General features: G+C 72.9%; 13 protein-coding genes and 2 tRNA genes. 6 read left to right on the forward strand and 9 right to left on the reverse strand.

Translation table 11 applies throughout. The features are described 5' to 3' along the window. Positions 1–47 precede the first annotated feature (47 nt). The 4 genes from MM438_RS06795 to MM438_RS06810 all read left to right on the forward strand — a co-directional run bounded on the left by MM438_RS06795 (position 48) and on the right by MM438_RS06810 (position 3,752). Positions 48–995 carry an ACP S-malonyltransferase gene (locus MM438_RS06795; RefSeq protein ID WP_241451751.1) on the forward strand — a complete coding sequence of 316 codons (948 nt, stop codon included), beginning with the start codon at positions 48–50 and terminating at the stop codon, positions 993–995. Next, positions 992–2,035, forward strand: coding sequence for a beta-ketoacyl-ACP synthase III (locus MM438_RS06800; protein ID WP_241451752.1), 1,044 nt, complete (start codon positions 992–994; stop codon positions 2,033–2,035). Before MM438_RS06795 ends, MM438_RS06800 begins: the two co-directional genes overlap by 4 nt. A gap of 135 nt (positions 2,036–2,170) precedes the next feature. Further along, positions 2,171–2,416 carry an acyl carrier protein gene (locus tag MM438_RS06805; protein ID WP_241451753.1) on the forward strand — a complete coding sequence of 82 codons (246 nt, stop codon included), beginning with the start codon at positions 2,171–2,173 and terminating at the stop codon, positions 2,414–2,416. A gap of 85 nt (positions 2,417–2,501) precedes the next feature. Continuing rightward, positions 2,502–3,752, forward strand: a complete 1,251-nt coding sequence (locus MM438_RS06810; protein WP_241451754.1) for a beta-ketoacyl-[acyl-carrier-protein] synthase family protein — start codon at positions 2,502–2,504, stop codon at positions 3,750–3,752. A 101-nt stretch (positions 3,753–3,853) separates the two neighbouring features. On the opposite strand, the gene MM438_RS06815 is transcribed toward MM438_RS06810, so the two are convergent. The 3 genes from MM438_RS06815 to MM438_RS06825 form a co-directional block, all read right to left on the reverse strand. Then, positions 3,854–4,390 (reverse strand): DUF3145 domain-containing protein, encoded by a 537-nt coding sequence (locus tag MM438_RS06815; protein ID WP_241451755.1) that lies wholly within the window; start codon positions 4,388–4,390, stop codon positions 3,854–3,856. Positions 4,391–4,552: 162 nt separating this feature from the next. Next, entirely contained in the window at positions 4,553–5,992 is a 1,440-nt protein-coding gene (locus MM438_RS06820) for a DUF1501 domain-containing protein (protein ID WP_241451756.1), read from the reverse strand. A 45-nt stretch (positions 5,993–6,037) separates the two neighbouring features. Further along, positions 6,038–7,267: a DUF1800 family protein gene (locus MM438_RS06825; RefSeq protein ID WP_241451757.1), complete on the reverse strand. Its 1,230-nt coding sequence runs from the start codon at positions 7,265–7,267 to the stop codon at positions 6,038–6,040. Positions 7,268–7,915: 648 nt separating this feature from the next. Between MM438_RS06825 and MM438_RS06830 the strand changes: the two genes are divergently transcribed. Beyond that, positions 7,916–7,992: transfer RNA gene (locus MM438_RS06830), tRNA-Ile, on the forward strand. Positions 7,993–8,030: 38 nt separating this feature from the next. Here the strand turns inward: MM438_RS06830 and MM438_RS06835 are convergent. Beyond that, positions 8,031–8,864 carry a DUF1206 domain-containing protein gene (locus MM438_RS06835; protein ID WP_241451758.1) on the reverse strand — a complete coding sequence of 278 codons (834 nt, stop codon included), beginning with the start codon at positions 8,862–8,864 and terminating at the stop codon, positions 8,031–8,033. 121 nt (positions 8,865–8,985) lie between these two features. On the opposite strand from MM438_RS06835, the gene MM438_RS06840 reads away from it, so the two are divergent. Beyond that, positions 8,986–9,807 (forward strand): transporter substrate-binding domain-containing protein, encoded by an 822-nt coding sequence (locus MM438_RS06840; protein ID WP_241451759.1) that lies wholly within the window; start codon positions 8,986–8,988, stop codon positions 9,805–9,807. A gap of 165 nt (positions 9,808–9,972) precedes the next feature. Here the strand turns inward: MM438_RS06840 and MM438_RS06845 are convergent, their stop codons facing one another. The 5 genes from MM438_RS06845 to MM438_RS06865 all read right to left on the reverse strand — a co-directional run bounded on the left by MM438_RS06845 (position 9,973) and on the right by MM438_RS06865 (position 14,957). Beyond that, on the reverse strand, positions 9,973–10,326 hold the full coding sequence (locus MM438_RS06845; RefSeq protein WP_241451760.1) for a hypothetical protein: 354 nt from the start codon (positions 10,324–10,326) through the stop codon (positions 9,973–9,975). 629 nt (positions 10,327–10,955) lie between these two features. After that, a tRNA-Asn gene (locus MM438_RS06850) sits at positions 10,956–11,028 on the reverse strand. 85 nt (positions 11,029–11,113) lie between these two features. Continuing rightward, the gene (locus tag MM438_RS06855) at positions 11,114–11,659 is read right to left on the reverse strand and encodes a hypothetical protein (protein WP_241451761.1); all 546 of its coding nucleotides are present in this window, start codon (positions 11,657–11,659) and stop codon (positions 11,114–11,116) included. Next, complete coding sequence (gene dnaG / locus MM438_RS06860; protein WP_241451762.1) at positions 11,659–13,560, reverse strand: DNA primase; 1,902 nt, start codon at positions 13,558–13,560, stop codon at positions 11,659–11,661. The genes MM438_RS06855 and dnaG overlap by 1 nt, the downstream gene beginning before the upstream one ends. A gap of 152 nt (positions 13,561–13,712) precedes the next feature. After that, positions 13,713–14,957, reverse strand: a complete 1,245-nt coding sequence (locus tag MM438_RS06865) for a deoxyguanosinetriphosphate triphosphohydrolase (RefSeq protein ID WP_241451763.1) — start codon at positions 14,955–14,957, stop codon at positions 13,713–13,715. Positions 14,958–15,013: the final 56 nt, after the last annotated feature.

Raw genomic sequence — 15,013 nt, forward strand, 5'->3', positions numbered from 1 at the left:
CGGTGCTGCCAACCGCCGTCAGCCCCGTCACCGGGCACAGTGGACGGGTGCTTGCGATCGTCTGCCCCGGACAGGGCGCCCAGACCCCCGGTTTCCTCGCCCCCTGGCTCGAGCTGCCCGCCTGCGCCGACCGCCTCGGTGCGCTCGGCGAGGTCGCGGGCCTGGACCTGGTGACCCACGGGACCACGTCACCGATGGACACCATCAAGGACACCGCCGTCGCCCAGCCCCTGCTCGTGGCCGCCGGACTGGTGACCTACGCCGCGCTCCTCGACGACGTGGGTGCCGCCGCCCGCCCGGACCTGCTCGGTGGTCACTCGGTCGGCGAGGTGACGGCGGCCGCGGCAGCCGGGGTGCTCACCGACGAGGCCGCGATGGGCCTGGTCCGCGAGCGGGGTCTCGGGATGGCCCGGGCCGCCGCCGCGACCCCGACCGGCATGAGCGCCGTGCTGGGTGGTGACCCCGCGGAGGTCCTCGACGCCATCCAGCGGCACGGCCTGACCCCCGCCAACGTCAACGGCGCCGGGCAGACCGTCGCCGCCGGCACCCTCGACCAGCTGCGGGCCCTGCAGGAGCAGCCTCCTGCCCGGGCGCGGGTCGTCCCGCTGCCGGTCGCCGGGGCCTTCCACACCGAGCACATGGCCCCGGCCCTCGCGCCGCTCGACGAGGTCGCCGCGACGCTGACCCCGCACGACGCGGCGATCCCCCTCGTCTCCAACCGGGACGGGGAGGTGCTCGTGGACGGCGGCGAGGTGGTGCGCCGGATCGTCACCCAGGTCGTCAGCCCGGTGCGCTGGGACCTGTGCCTGCAGACGATGCTCGACCGCGGCGTCACCGCCCTGGTCGAGGTCTGCCCCGGCGGCACCCTCACCGGTCTGGCCAAGCGCGCCATGCGGGGCGTGGAGCTGTGCGCCCTGCGCACCCCCGAGGACCTCGAGTCCGCCCGCCGCCTCCTCACCGAGCACGCCGGTGCCCCCGCGCAGGTCGTCGCATGAGCCGTCCGACGCTGCGGGAGCGCACGGGCGCCCCGCACGCCCGGCTGTGGGGCCTCGGGAGCTACCGCCCCGAGCGGGTCGTCACCAACGCCGAGGTCTGCGAGTGGATCGAGTCGAGCGACGAGTGGATCCGCTCGCGGTCGGGGGTCGTCGAGCGGCGCTTCGCCCGACCCGACGAGACCCTGATCGACATGTCCTGCGCCGCGGCCGAGGACGCCCTCGCCAAGGCCGGGGTACGGCCGGACCAGCTGGGCGCCGTGCTGGTCGCCACGGTGACCCACCCCTTCCAGACGCCGAGCGCGGCCACCGCCGTCGCCCACCGCATCGGGGCCGAGCCGGCCGCCGCGATGGACCTGGCCGCGGCGTGCGCGGGCTACTGCCACGGGATCTCGCTGGCCGCCGACATGATCCGGTCCGGATCCGCCGAGTTCGTCCTCGTGATCGGGGCGGAGAAGCTCTCGGACTTCCTGGACATCCACGACCGCGGCACGGCCTTCATCTTCGGCGACGGCGCGGGCGCGGCCGTCGTCGGTCCCTCGGACGTCCCGGGCATCGGTCCGGTGGCCTGGGGCTCCAAGGGCGAGTCCTGGGACGTCATCCGCAACAAGTACTCCTGGACCGAGCTGCGCGAGCACGCCCGGCTCGGGGCCATCGACGAGCAGCACCCCGCCGACGCCATGCCCTGGTCCTACCTCACGATGGCCGGGCAGAGCGTGTTCCGGTGGGCGGTCTACGCCATGGCCCCGGTATGCCGAGAAGCCCTGGCCGCCGCGGGGATCCAGGCCGATGACCTGGACGCCTTCGTCCCGCACCAGGCCAACCTGCGGATCGTCGACGCCCTCGTCAAGCAGCTGCGCCTGCCGGCCCACGTCCCCGTCGCCGACGACATCCGCCACCAGGGCAACACCAGCTCGGCCTCCGTGCCCCTGGCCATGGACCGGATGCTCACCGACGGCACCGCGCCCCACGGCGGCCTGGCCCTGCAGATCGGCTTCGGCGCCGGCCTGGTCTACGCCGCCCAGGTGGTCGTCCTCCCCTAGTCCCCGGGCCGGCACGGGCCAGGTCCCCTGGACCCACGCCGGCACCGGCATACCCCCCGCTGCCCGACGGGACCCCTCGGGCTGACCCGCACCACCCACCCCGCTCCCCGGAGCGCGCACCTGAAGGAGCCAGACATGGCGAACGAGAACGAGATCCGCGAGGGCCTGGCCGAGATCGTCAACGAGGAGACGGGCATCGACGCCGGCGAGGTCCAGATGGACAAGTCCTTCACCGAGGACCTGGACATCGACTCCCTGTCGATGATGACGATCGTCGTGCAGGCCGAGGAGCGCTTCGGCGTCCGCATCCCCGACGACGAGGTCAAGAACCTCAAGACCGTCCGCGACGCCGTCACCTTCATCGCCGGCGCGCAGGGCTGAGCACCGCACCCGGCGGGGTGGAGGGGTCGTCGTGGCCCCTCCACCCCGCGCTCGCCCACCCAGCCCCTGTCACGAGGAGTCACAGATGACCACCCCCAACCCCCGCCGCGTCGTCATCACCGGCCTCGGCGCCACGACCCCCCTGGGCGGCACCGTCGCCGACACCTGGGAGGCGGTCCTCGCGGGACGCTCGGGCGCCCGCACCATGCCCTTCGACTGGGTGGAGGAGTACGACCTGCCGGTGCGCTTCGCCGCGACGCTGGCCGTGCCGACCGCTGACGTGCTCACCAAGGTCGAGTTCAAGCGCCTGGACCCCTCCGCGCAGGCCGCCCTCGTCGCCGCCCGTGAGGCCTGGGCCGACGCGGGCGCGCCCGATGTCGAGCCGGAGCGCTTCGCGAGCGTCGTCGGCTCCGGCATCGGCGGCGTGTGGACCCTGCTCGACCAGTGGGACAACCTGCGCGAGAAGGGCCCCCGCCGGGTCTACCCGCTGTCGGTGCCGATGCTCATGCCCAACTCTCCCGCCGCCACGGTCTCCCTGGAGCTGGGGGCCCGGCTGGGTGCCCACACCCCGGTCAGCGCCTGCGCCTCCGGCGCCGAGGCCATGGCGGTGGGGCTGGAGATGATCCGCTGGGGTCGCGCCGACGTCGTCGTCTGCGGCGGCACCGAGGCCGCCGTGCACCCGCTGCCGATCGCCGGCTTCGCCGCCATGCAGGCGCTGTCCACGCGCAACGACGACCCGACGCGGGCGTCCCGGCCCTACGACAAGGCCCGGGACGGCTTCCTGCTCGCCGAGGGTGCCGGGCTGTTCGTGCTCGAGGCCGAGGAGCACGCCCGTGCGCGTGGCGCGCGGGTGCACGCCGAGCTGGCGGGCGCGGGCTGCTCCGCGGACGCCCACCACATCGCGGCCCCCGAGCCGGAGGGCGCCGGTGCCTCGCGGGCGATGGTCGAGGCGGTCGCGTCCGCCGGGCTGACGGGCAGCGACCTGTGCCACGTCAACGCGCACGCCACCTCCACCCCGGTCGGTGACCTGGCAGAGTCACGCGCCATCCGTCGCGCCTTCGCCGACGCCACGGACGGCATGTGCGTCTCGGCGACCAAGTCGATGACGGGGCACCTGCTCGGGGCCGCCGGTGCCCTGGAGGCGATCCTGACCGTCCTGTCCATCCGCGACCGCGTCGCCCCGGCCACCATCAACGTCGACGACTTCGACGAGGCGGTCCGGCTGGACGTCGTCCGGGGCGAGCACCGCACCCTGCCGGACGGGCAGATCGCCGCCCTCAACAACTCCTTCGGCTTCGGCGGCCACAACGTCGCGCTGGTGCTGCGGTCGGCCTGACCGCGCGCGCAGGCCTGGTCCCTCCCCACCCGGGGAAGGACCAGGCCTGCGGCACACCTGAGGGGTCGGCGCCGGTGCACACCGCGGGGCCGGCTCCAGGATCAGCCCACCTTGTGCAACCAGCGCACCGGAGCGCCCTCGCCACCCTCGCGGTAGTCCTCCAGCTCCCGGTCCCAGGGCTCGCCGAGCAGCTGGTCCATGATCTCGGCGAAGGCCCGTGGGTCGCCCTGGGCCTGCGCGACGGCGTGCCGCAGCCGGTCCTCGTTGACCACCGCGTCGCCGCTCGCGGAGATCCACGTGTGGTGCAGACCGAGCTCGGGGGTGTGCGACCAGCGGGAGCCGTCGCAGCCGGGGCTGGGCTCCTCGGTGATCTCGTAGCGCAAGGACTCCCAGCCACGAAGCGCGCTCGCCAGAGCGGCGCCCGTGCCGGCGGGTCCGATCCAGTTGACCTCCGCGCGCATCAGGCGGCGCTCGGCAGGCTGGATCGTCCAGTCGAGCGAGACCGGGGTGCCGAGGACACCCTGGAGAGCCCACTCGACGTGCGGGCATGACGCGGTGGAGGCGCTGTGGACGAACACAACACCCCTGGTGTGGGCGGCGACGTCGCCACCACGCTGCAGTGCGGTTGCACGAGACATCCGGAACCTCCTGTGTGCGAGGGACGTCTTCCCCAACGACCTCGACCAGGACCAGTCATGCAATCACTCTGCGTTGCCAACTATGCCGCATGGGGGGCACGTTGACCACCCCCTGACGACGCGACACGCGGCGTGGTGCCGAGCCTGCCGCGCCGATCCGACTCAGGCGATGCCGAGCGGTGAACCCGGGGTGAACCCCGGGAAGATCGTCGCCAGCCCGTCCCGGTTGAGCAGTCGTGCGGAGATCAGTTCGGACAATACCTCGCGGTAGTCCGTGGTGATCGGCACGTCCCCCTGCACCAGGTTGGCGTCGGACAGGGTGGGGATCGAGCCGTAGACCTTGCCTCCGTTGATCCCCCCGCCGGCGACGAACATGACGTTGCCGTGGCCGTGGTCGACCCCCTGGTCGCCGTTCTCCCGGACGCGGCGACCGAACTCACTCATCGTGACGACGGTGATCCGCTGCCACAGGTCCCCGAGCTCGGTGCGCAGCACGTCCAGACCCCGGTCGAGGTCGTTGGCGCGCTTCCAGATCCACGCGTTCGTGTCGGTGGAGGCGCCCAGGCCGCGGTGCATGTCCCAGTCGTCGTGGTCGATGCAGGCCACCTCGAGCCCGCGTCCGGACCTGGCCACCGCCGCGATGTCCCGCATGCCGTCGAAGAACGGGGAGGAGTAACCGTCCGGGGCCTTGGGGCGGTTGGCGGCGGCGCTGCGCAGGTCCGACAGGCGGGCCACGGAGGCCAGCGTGGCGGCCGCGGTGGCAGCGGCCTCTCCCCCGGCCCGTCGGTAGAACCCGTCGATGATGGAGGTGATGCGGGGGACGGTGACCCCGTCGGTGCTGTAGGTCGGGTGCAGACCGAAGGACGCCAGCTGGGCGATCGCGGTGGTCTCGAAGTCGGGGCTCGACAGGGACATCGCCACCTGGCTGCCGCGGGTGATCGCCCGCACCGTCCCCTGCAGGCCCCCGGTCGTCGCCAGGTGGCGCGCGAGCCAGCCGGAGCGCATGTTCGCGGGGGCGGCCCACTCCATCGCGTTCATGTCCTCGAAGTGGGAGCGGGTGACGGCCGGGTTGCCCGCCCCGACCACGACGGCGAGCTGGCCGGCGTCATACATCGCCTTGGCCTTGGGCATGGCCGGGTTGAGCCCGTACCGCGCGTCGAGCGGGAGGGCCGCCTCCGGCCTGATGCCGATGCCCGGGCGGTTGGCGAGGTACTGCGCGTCCGTCAGCGGCGGGACCAGGGACAGGCCGTCGGCGCCCCCGCGCATGAAGATCACGACGAGCAGGTCGCGGGAGGTCGCCGTGGCCCCGAAGGCGTAGCGCGGCGCAGCGGACTCGGCGAGCAGGGCGCCGACGCCGAGGGCGGCGCCCTGCAGCACCGTGCGGCGTCGCACCGGGCCGCGCCAGCCGCACCGATCCGCGATCTCGTCGGCGTCGGGCTCCGGGCGGACCCGGGCGACGTGGGCCGCGGCGGCCTGCGGGCTCATGACCCGGGGTCCGTCCGGCGTCCGGACGAGGAGGTGGTTGCGGGACTCGTCGTGGTGGTGCATCGGGGTGACGAGGTCCTCGTGCAGCAGCGGCGAGAAGGGGTCTGGGCGGGTCATGTCTGCTCCGGTATGACGAGAGGGCGGCGTGCCGGGTGGGGCGCGTCAGCGCAGGAAGGCGTAGGGACTGGCGAAGACGAGGCGCACGGCCTCCGGCAACCACCCGATCACGGAGGCGTAGGAGAGCGTGTCGGAGCTCGTGGCGGGCCTCTCGCCGTAGCTGCAGAGCCATGACGCGATAGCTGCCACGTCCTCCTCGCGCCAGGTGTAGCCCGTCAGGTCGGTGGTGATGCGACGAGCGGTGGCCAGGACGTTGTCGCCTTCCTTGACCCCCAGTGCCAGATCCCATCGGGGGCGGGTGTCACCGCTGGTCTGGTCCACCTGGTTCGGGTACATCGGCCCGTCGCCCCAGCCCCAGGTCAGGGCGTGGCTGAGGTTCCACGAGGCCAGGGTGGCGCCCGTGGTGCGCCACGCGGCGGCGACGTCGGGATAGCCGTCCACCCGGGGCCACGCACGCGGCCCATGCCCGGTGCCGGCCACCTGCCAGAAGTAGTTACTCATGGCGAAGGGGTTGACCGTGATGGATTGGGCGAACGAGTACCCCGTGGGCTTGGCGGCGCGGGTCAAGCCCGAGACGAGCTCGAACGGCCGAGTCCACTTGGCTCCCACAGAGCTCCAGAACTCCGGGTGGTTGAAGAGCTTGCGCAGGACCGGAACGATGGCCGTGTCGGCCGCGAGGTAGGTCGAGGCCAACGCCTGGACCAACGATGCGGAGGGGGTGTCGGAGACGAACCTCGTGGCGATCCGTCGGGCGATCCGGGTGGCCGTCGCGGGGTGCCGGGCCAGGTAGTCGGTGTAGGCGCGGACCACCGCCGGTCCGCCCTCGGGGGTGGCGTTGGCGTGGCTGAAGCCCATCACTCTCACTGGACCGACGTGGTGCGCCCAGGACTGATAAGACGGAGCGAAGGTGTTCCAGTCGATGGACTGGCCGGTGAGGATGAGGGCGGACTGTCGCACGTCCGTCTCGGTGTAGCTCCCCACCCCGACGGAGTACAGCTCGATGATCTCGCGACCCAGGTTCTCGTTGGGGTTGTCCTTCGAGCTCACGTCGTTGTCCAACAGGTTGAGCAAGGCGGGATGCGTCACCGCGGCGTGCAGCAGGTCGGCGTAGCGCCCGAAGGCATGTCGGCGCAGGACGAACTGGTCGTACTCCAGCACGAAGGAGCTCGCCTTGCTGCGGTAGGGGACGTAGAGCAGGTCGCCGAACAGCTGCACGACGTTCTCCCAGAGCACCCGTGTGGTGAACAGGGGGCGGACGGCGGCTGCGTGAGCCATGACGGGTCCCCCCGGAAGGCCTGACCGTTGACCCGATCTGCCAGCTGACGCGTCGTGAGCGCGAGCCAGGGGAAGTGCTGCGCCGCGAGCTGGTCCCAGGTGGGGTCCGCGAGCGCGGTCGGGTTCAGCTGCTGGTCGAGCCAGGCGCGGGTGCCGAGCCGCTGGATGTCTGCCGCGATCGCTGCGGTGGGGGCGAGGGCGCAGCGCCGGGCCAGGTGCCAGGCCGCGGTGGTGCGCAGGGGAAGCGACGTGGCGTGGACGGAGGTGGCCACCGCGGGCACCGTGTGGGTCAGGCGTGCGCTGGGGGTCGCGGTGCGGGACGTGCCCACGGTGCGCGGCGCCGCCGCGCCCGGGCGGGGCGGGGTGGGGACGGCAGGGTGCCGGGCGGTGAGGGGCGCTAGGCGCGATGCAGTCATGGGACCAGACCTTCACTGTCGATTCGATATCTCGACAGTGTGTAGTCAATCTGGGCCAAGTTCGAGGGGGATCTGACCTGTTCAGGCGTACCTGAAGCCTGATTCAATCGCACAGAGTAATAGTCCCGGGTGACTATCCTGCCCTGGCCCGTCATCCCGGCACACGCGTGCGGCCGAGCAGGGCGCAGGTGCTCGCGGGCGGTAGGCTGGCCCATCGGCGCCCCGGCGCCGCGGGACGGTAGCTCAGTCGGTCAGAGCAGCGGACTCATAATCCGTCGGTCCTGGGTTCAAGCCCCAGCCGTCCTACCATCCACTCCCCCGCAGGCCGGCCGGCCGCCTGCCCGTCGTCAGACGCGGGCGTGCCGCGCACGGAAGAAGAGATACACCCCGAAGGCCGCGAAGCCGAGGGTCATCAGCACCATCAGGACCCGCCCGAAGGGCTGCTCCAGCACGAACTTGAAGGCCGCGTCCAGCCCGTTGGCCTTGGCGACCGAGTTGTTCAGCGCCCCGAGCACGAAGAGCAGACCCACGACCATGAGCGCCACCCCGCGGGTCGGGTAGCCGATCTGTCCGGCGCGCACCGCGACCGGGCCCGGGTCGTCGGCCAGGTCGCGCAGGAACTTCTTCCTGATTCCCTTGGCGACGTGGTAGACCCCGACCCCGAGGATCGTCAGGCCCACCAGGGCCACGAAGAAGCGCCCGCCGAAGCCCCCCATGAGCGTGCGAGTCAGGTCCTGCGTCGTGCGGGCACCGGACGAGCCGTGTCCACGCGCGAAGCCGAAGCACGAGAACGCCAGGACGGCGAAGACGACGGCCTTGGCGGCGTCCTTGGCCCGGTCCTTCCACTCGGCATACACGCCGGGAACCAGCACCTCGGTGAGCTGCCACAGCGCCAGGCCGCCGAAGCCGACGACGCCGAGCCACAGGGCGATCAGGCCCGGGGTGGACGAGGCGAGCGTGGCGAAGGCGCCGGACTGGTCTGCCTGGCCGGTGGGCTTGAGCATGGCGAGCTGCAGGCAGATCCAGGCGATGACCAGGTGAAGCAGCCCGTTGACGGCATACCCGACCCGCGCAGCCAGCTCCAGGACCGGGTGGTCCCCCGCCTGCTGGGCGATCCCCTCGACCCGGTCCTCCAGGTCACCGTCACCGGCCTTGACCACGCGCGAACGTCCGTTGTCCATGCGGACATGATGCACGGTGGGGACGCCGCGCGGGACAAGTCCCCTCGGACAGGCTGTCGCCGCTGCCCGGCGTGATCGCGGACGGCGGATACGGTAGGCACCGGAGCGAGGAGGGACAGGTATGACGAGCAGCGGGGTACGCCGGCGGGCGGCGGCGCTCGTGGCGCTGGGTGCGATCGCGAGCGTGCTCGGCGGGTGCGCCCAGCCGGAGCCGTCGGTGGGTGTGTCCTACGACCGTCCCGGCCTGGGGATCCGGGCGGCCTACGACCTGTCCGGCTTCGACTACGTCCTGGCCCGCGATCTCATGGCCCGCCTCGGGCACCCCGGCCCCAAGGACCTGGCCTACGTCGCGGTGCCGGAGCGGAGGGTGACCCCGCAGTCCACGGATCTGCCCTACGACGTCCTCGTCGCGGCCTATCCCGCGACCCCCGCCCTGCGTGCCCGCGCCGACCTCGTCGGGCCCTACCTGCGCGGGCACCAGGAGGTCGCGGTGCGCGCCTCGGACCGCGACACCGTCACCCCGGCCTCCCTCTCGGGCCGCACGGTGTGCGCAGTCCTCGGCAGCGAGCTGGGCCGCACCTCCCCGAAGACCTTCCCCGGAGCGCACATCACCTACCGCGAGACGGTCTCCACCTGCCTGACCGAGCTGCGCCACGGCCAGGTCGACGCGGTCACCGACGAGGGCCTGGCCCTGCGCGGCTACGTCGCCAACGCCCCTTTCTCGGGAGCCGTCAAGGTCGTGGACCTGCGGCTGCCGTCGATCGACTACTACATCGCTGTCTCCCGGCGGATCCCCGGCCTGTGCGGCTCGATCCGGGACGCGCTGCGGTCCGCGGTGCGGGACGGGAGCTGGTCCCGGGTGTATGCCGAGCAGCTGGTGCGCACCGGCGTGGTCGGGAGCGTCCCCGCACCACCGGCGACGATCACCGGCTGCAGCAGCTGACCGGTCGTGGCGGGCTGATGCTCGACCACACCGCGACGACGTGGCCCCCTGGCCGGCGGGCCGCGACGTGCCGCCCCCTGTGCGGCTGTGGTGCGGACTCGTCACCGCCCCGCCCGTGGGTGGGCCCACCCCCCGGCTGTGGGCCCACCCGGTGCAGGGGCGCGGTCAGGAGACCTTGCGCATGCCGGTGACGTGGGGGTCGGCGAGCAGTCCGGCCAGGACCGTGTGGTCGGTGGTCTCGACCACGATGCCCTGTCCGGTGTGCCAGTCCAGGACGGTCAGGCCGTACTGCTGGGCGCGGCGCGCGACGAGGGCCTCGTCGCGCGCGAGCTCGTAGTCGCTGAGCCCCGTGGTGACGATGGTGATCTCGTACCGGACCGGGGCGTCCTGCGGTGCGTCGTCGCTCGTCGTGGCGATCGAGGCGGGGGTGGTGGTCCGTGCGGGGGCCGCGGTCGACGGCAGGGCCGTGCCGGCGGTCAGGGCGGCGGCCAGGGCAAGGGTGGTCATGGCGATACGCATGGGTCTTCTCCTTCGTGGGGATGGGCCAGATGCCAGGCGCCACCGAGGTAACGGTGACACCTGTTGTGCTACAACGCATTTCGTCGCGTCGACAGGACCATCCTGATCGACGTCGCCACCACGTGCAGACCGAGGGCGCTGCACTGGTCGCCCCGCGTTCGAGAGCTATGAGTGCTCGGCCATGACCATGCAGCCGCCGCACCTCTGACAGACCACCGGCAACGGGATGGAGGGGCGGAGGGGCCGTGATCGTTGAGGAGATATTCATCGCGTCATCGCGCCCGACATCGTCGTCAGGCGCGAGGGGGAATACCGGGGACGACCCCTGCGGCTGATCACGCTCCGTCCCGGGAAGCACCCCACGCGGGGCGTGGTCAGCAGCCGGCCGGACCTTCGTGGCGTGCCACCAGCGAGGTCCGGGCGAGGAGGGGCGTCACCGTGTCCACCAGGGCGAGCTCGCACAGATCGTGCGCTGCCGGTGACGGCACCGCCGAAGCGCACCTGACGATCGGGATGCCTGGAGGTGATCGATGCCGGGCAGCACTCCTGGGCTCTGCCCTGGGCGCCTCCCCCAGATCCGCGAAGACCCCTCCACCCACGGACTGGGGAGAGGGGTCTCGGTCGTCGAGCTCCCCCGATTGGACTCGAACCAATAACCTGCCGGTTAACAGCCGGCTGCTCTGCCAATTGAGCTACAGGGGAATGCGCCGCGTCCGGCGCGAATGAGACTGTAGCAGCATCAGCGCCGCGACACCGAATCCGCCGTCACCCCGGCGTCGCCCGTCGTTCACGCCCCGGGCGAACCGCCCGGCTGCGGTGGGAGGCCCACGGCGTCCCGCAGCCGCGCGGCCATCTGCTCGCGCGCCGCCCGCACGGCCGGGTCGTCGGGCCGCGCTCCCCCGGCATACAAGGTCTGGACCAGCAGCTCGCGGGTGGCCAGGTCCTGGCGGATCACCACCCGCACCCGTCCCCCGCCCGCAGCCGTGTCGTCGTGCGCCACCACGCTCGCCTGCACCCGCTCGCGCAGGGCCTGCAGCGCCCGGGCGTCCGGCTCGGCGACGGCCAGGCGCCAGGGCTCGTCCCCGTCGACCCAGGACACCCGCAGGGTCGAGTCGTCGCGGGACCACCCGGCGCCGTCGACGAGGTGCCAGGGGCGCAGCACGGGCGTGCCGGCGTCGGGGAGCAGCACCAGGTGCCAGGTGGTGACCACCAGCCGCGACTGCAGCGCGGGCAGCGGCAGCTCGCTGAGCAGGTCGTCCCCTCGGCGCAGGTCGAGGCGCTCGCGGTCGGCGGGCGTCAGGGTGGGACGGGTGCGGCGCAGCAGCGGGCGCATCAGCTCAGCTCCGATCGCAGGGCCGCGAGCTCGCGCTGCAGGCCCTGGAGACGTATGCCGAGGGAGCGGGCCTCCTCGGCCTGGGTGGGGTCCATCCGCTGCAGCGCGCTGATGGCGTCGGCGATCCGGCGACGCAGGCTGACCTCGCGGACGCGCAGGATCAGCTCGTCGGCATACCTCCTGGAGGGGGCGCCGGTCTGCGGATCCAGGCGGCTCGGGATGGGCGCGACCGCGAGCTCGATCACCAGCGGGCGCACCTCCTCGTCGACGTGCTCCGCGACCGCCGAGGTCCAGGCCTGGCCCGAGCGGCCGGCCGCGGTCGCCAGTCCCCCGGCGGCCTGGAGGCCGGCGACGACCAGCTGGTAGGCGGGCGCCACCATCGCCTCCGGCTCGAGCGCGTCGACCGCAGCGGCGTCGAAGAGGCCGGGATGCTGCAGCAGGCACTGCAGGAGCTGCTGCTCCGCCGCGACGACGGGGTCACGCAGGTCCGGCGGCGGCACGGCGGTGCCGCTCGGACCGGTGGGCTCCGCGGGCTCGCGGTGGACCGGCTCGGCCGGCACCTGGGCGGCGGCGGTCCCCGCGATCGACACCTCGTGGGCGACCTGCTCGACGGGCAGCCCGATCCAACCGGCGACGGTGCGGATGTACTCCGGGCGCAGGCCCTGGTCCCGGATGCTCGCGATGATCGGGGCGGCGGTCCGGGTCGCCATGACCCGCCCCTCGGCGGTGCCGAGGTCGAAGCGGGCGATGGTCGTCCGCACCGCGAACTCGAACATCGGCACGGCGTCCTCGACCAGGTGCCGCACCGCCTCGTCCCCGCCGGACTGACGCAGCTCGTTGGGGTCCTGGCCCGCCTCGGCCACGGCCACGAAGGACTGCGAGGCCCACCGCTGGTCCTCGCCGAAGGCGCGCATGGCGGCCTTCTGGCCGGCGGCGTCCCCGTCGAAGGTGAAGATCACCTTGGCGGGCGACCGACCGGCCTCGTCGCGCAGGATCCGGCGCAGCGTCTTGATGTGGTCGACGCCGAAGGACGTGCCGCAGGTCGCGACGGCGGTCTGGATGCCGGCCAGGTGACAGGCCATCACGTCGGTGTAGCCCTCGACCACGACCGCCTGCCGGTCCCGCGCCATCGCCCGCTTCGCCAGGTCGAGCCCGTAGAGCACCTGGGTCTTCTTGTAGATCGGGGTCTCGGAGGTGTTGAGGTACTTCGCCTCGATCCGGTCATCGTCGAAGATCCGGCGGGCGCCGAAGCCCACCGTGTCGCCCGTGACGTCGCGGATCGGCCACACCACGCGCCCGCGGAAGCGGTCATAAGGTCCGCGGCGTCCCTCGACCGCGAGCCCGGACGTGACGATCTCCTCGTCGGTGAAGCCCTTGGACCGCAGGTGGCCGGTCACCGCCTCCCCCGCGCGCGGGGCATAGCCCACGCCGAAGATCCCGCAGTCCTTGCCGCCGAAGCCCTTGGCCCGCAGGAAGTCCCGGGCAGGGCGCGCCTCGGGCAGGGAGAGCAGGGCCTCGGCATACAGCTCGGCGGCGACACGGTTGGCCTCGACGAGCCGCTGCCGCCTGCCCGCCGGCTCGCGCTGGGGAGCCTCCCCGTCCTCGTGGCGCAGCTGCACCCCGACCTGCCCGGCGAGCCGCTCCACCGCCTCGACGAAGGTCAGGTGGTCGACCTCCTGGACGAACCTGATGACGTCCCCGCCCACGCCGCATCCGAAGCAGTGGTAGGCCCCCACCCCGGGACGCACGGTGAACGACGGCGTCTTCTCGTCGTGGAAGGGGCACAGCCCCTTGAGCGAGCCGGGTCCGGCGCTGCGCAGCGAGACATGCTCGCGCACCACGTCCTCGATCGAGGCCCGCTCCTTGACCAGCGCGATGTCCTCGGCCTTGATCAGCGCCACCGGCACCTCCCCTCGTCGCGGCCGAGTCTAGGGCGTATGCCGCGAAGCCCCGGCCCGCCGCACCGCCCGCCCCGGCCCGGCCCGGCGCACCTCCTAGGTCCACGGCACCAGGTCGACAGCACAGGGCCCAGGACGCCCGGACCACGCCACGCTCAGCACCATGCCGCGTGCAACGCCACCGCCCGCGCGTCGGTGAGCGAGGCCACCTGGTCCACCACGACGCGCAGCCGCTCCCCGTCGTCGCGGGCCGCGAGGTGGTCGGCCCACAGCTCCCGGTCGAGCCGGCCCTCGGGGTCCTGCTGATAGGCCCGGACCAGCCCGTGCACGATCTCGCGCTCCTCGGCCATCAGGTCCACGCGGGCCCGGGTCTCCATCACGAAGTGGGCCGCCACGGCCTTGAGCACCGCGACCTCGGCGCGCACGTCCTCGGGCACCACCAGGGTCGCGGCGTAGCGCGTCAGCGGACCGGCGCCGTAGCGCTGCCGGGTCGCCTGCTCGGCGGCTCCGGCGAAGCGGCCGACCAGGCGAGAGGTCAGGTCCTTGAGCCGGGCGAGGTCGCGCCGCGAGCCTCCGTCGAAGCTCTCCGGGACCAGGTGCGGGGTGACCAGCCGCCAGTAGGCCGCCTCCAGCACGCCCGTCTCCAGGTCGGGGGCATAGCGCTCGCGGGCGATCGGCAGCACCTGCCCGACGGCCTGCCCCGCGTGCAGCTCGCGCACGTCCAGGCCGCCCGACGCGATCGCGTCCTCCACGTCGTGGACGGAGTAGGCCACGTCGTCGGCCCAGTCCATGGTCTGCGCCTCCAGGCAGCGGTGTCCCACGGGCGCGCCCTCACGCACCCAGGCGAAGGCGTCGAGGTCGTCGGCGTAGACCCCGAACTTGCGGGTGACCACGGGTCCGTCGCCGCGGGACCAGGGATACTTCGTGGCTGCGTCCAGGCTGGCGCGGGTGAGGTTGAGGCCCGCCGAGCGGTCGGTGCCGGGGTGGAAACGCTTGGCCTCCAGCCGCACCAGCAGCCGGAAGGTCTGGGCATTGCCCTCGAAGCCCCCGACGTCCGCGGCGATCTCGTCGAGCGCGCTCTCGCCGTTGTGCCCGAAGGGCGGGTGCCCCAGGTCGTGAGCCAGGCAGGCGGTGTCGACCACGTCGGCGTTGCACCCCAGCGCGCCCCCGAGCTCGCGTCCGATCTGGGCGACCTCCAGGGAATGGGTCAGCCGGTTGCGCACGAAGTCGCTGCTGCCCGGCCGCACCACCTGGGTCTTGGCGGACAGCCGCCGCAGCGAGGCCGAGTGCACGAGCCGGGCCCGGTCACGCGCGAAGTCGTCGCGGTCCCCCGACTTCTGGGCCGGGTCCTCGCGCACCCAGCGGTGCCGGTCGCCGTCGGCATACCCGTCACTGCTCATCCCTGGCCCCTCTCCCTGCTCATGGGCGCCCTTCTCCCGTCTCGTCCGGACCCTAG

The sequence above is a fragment of the Arsenicicoccus dermatophilus genome (genome assembly GCF_022568795.1).
Taxonomy (GTDB): Bacteria; Actinomycetota; Actinomycetes; order Actinomycetales; family Dermatophilaceae; genus Arsenicicoccus; species Arsenicicoccus dermatophilus.

Coding starts and splice junctions, on each gene's coding strand:
- MM438_RS06845 (WP_241451760.1), bottom strand. CDS start 10,326: ATGCGTATCGCCATGACCACCCTTGCCCTGGCCGCCGCCCTGACCGCC.
- MM438_RS06865 (WP_241451763.1), bottom strand. CDS start 14,957: ATGAGCAGTGACGGGTATGCCGACGGCGACCGGCACCGCTGGGTGCGC.
- MM438_RS06810 (WP_241451754.1), top strand. CDS start 2,502: ATGACCACCCCCAACCCCCGCCGCGTCGTCATCACCGGCCTCGGCGCC.
- MM438_RS06835 (WP_241451758.1), bottom strand. CDS start 8,864: ATGGACAACGGACGTTCGCGCGTGGTCAAGGCCGGTGACGGTGACCTG.
- MM438_RS06820 (WP_241451756.1), bottom strand. CDS start 5,992: ATGACCCGCCCAGACCCCTTCTCGCCGCTGCTGCACGAGGACCTCGTC.
- MM438_RS06855 (WP_241451761.1), bottom strand. CDS start 11,659: ATGCGCCCGCTGCTGCGCCGCACCCGTCCCACCCTGACGCCCGCCGAC.
- MM438_RS06825 (WP_241451757.1), bottom strand. CDS start 7,267: ATGGCTCACGCAGCCGCCGTCCGCCCCCTGTTCACCACACGGGTGCTC.
- MM438_RS06805 (WP_241451753.1), top strand. CDS start 2,171: ATGGCGAACGAGAACGAGATCCGCGAGGGCCTGGCCGAGATCGTCAAC.
- MM438_RS06840 (WP_241451759.1), top strand. CDS start 8,986: ATGACGAGCAGCGGGGTACGCCGGCGGGCGGCGGCGCTCGTGGCGCTG.
- MM438_RS06800 (WP_241451752.1), top strand. CDS start 992: ATGAGCCGTCCGACGCTGCGGGAGCGCACGGGCGCCCCGCACGCCCGG.
- MM438_RS06815 (WP_241451755.1), bottom strand. CDS start 4,390: ATGTCTCGTGCAACCGCACTGCAGCGTGGTGGCGACGTCGCCGCCCAC.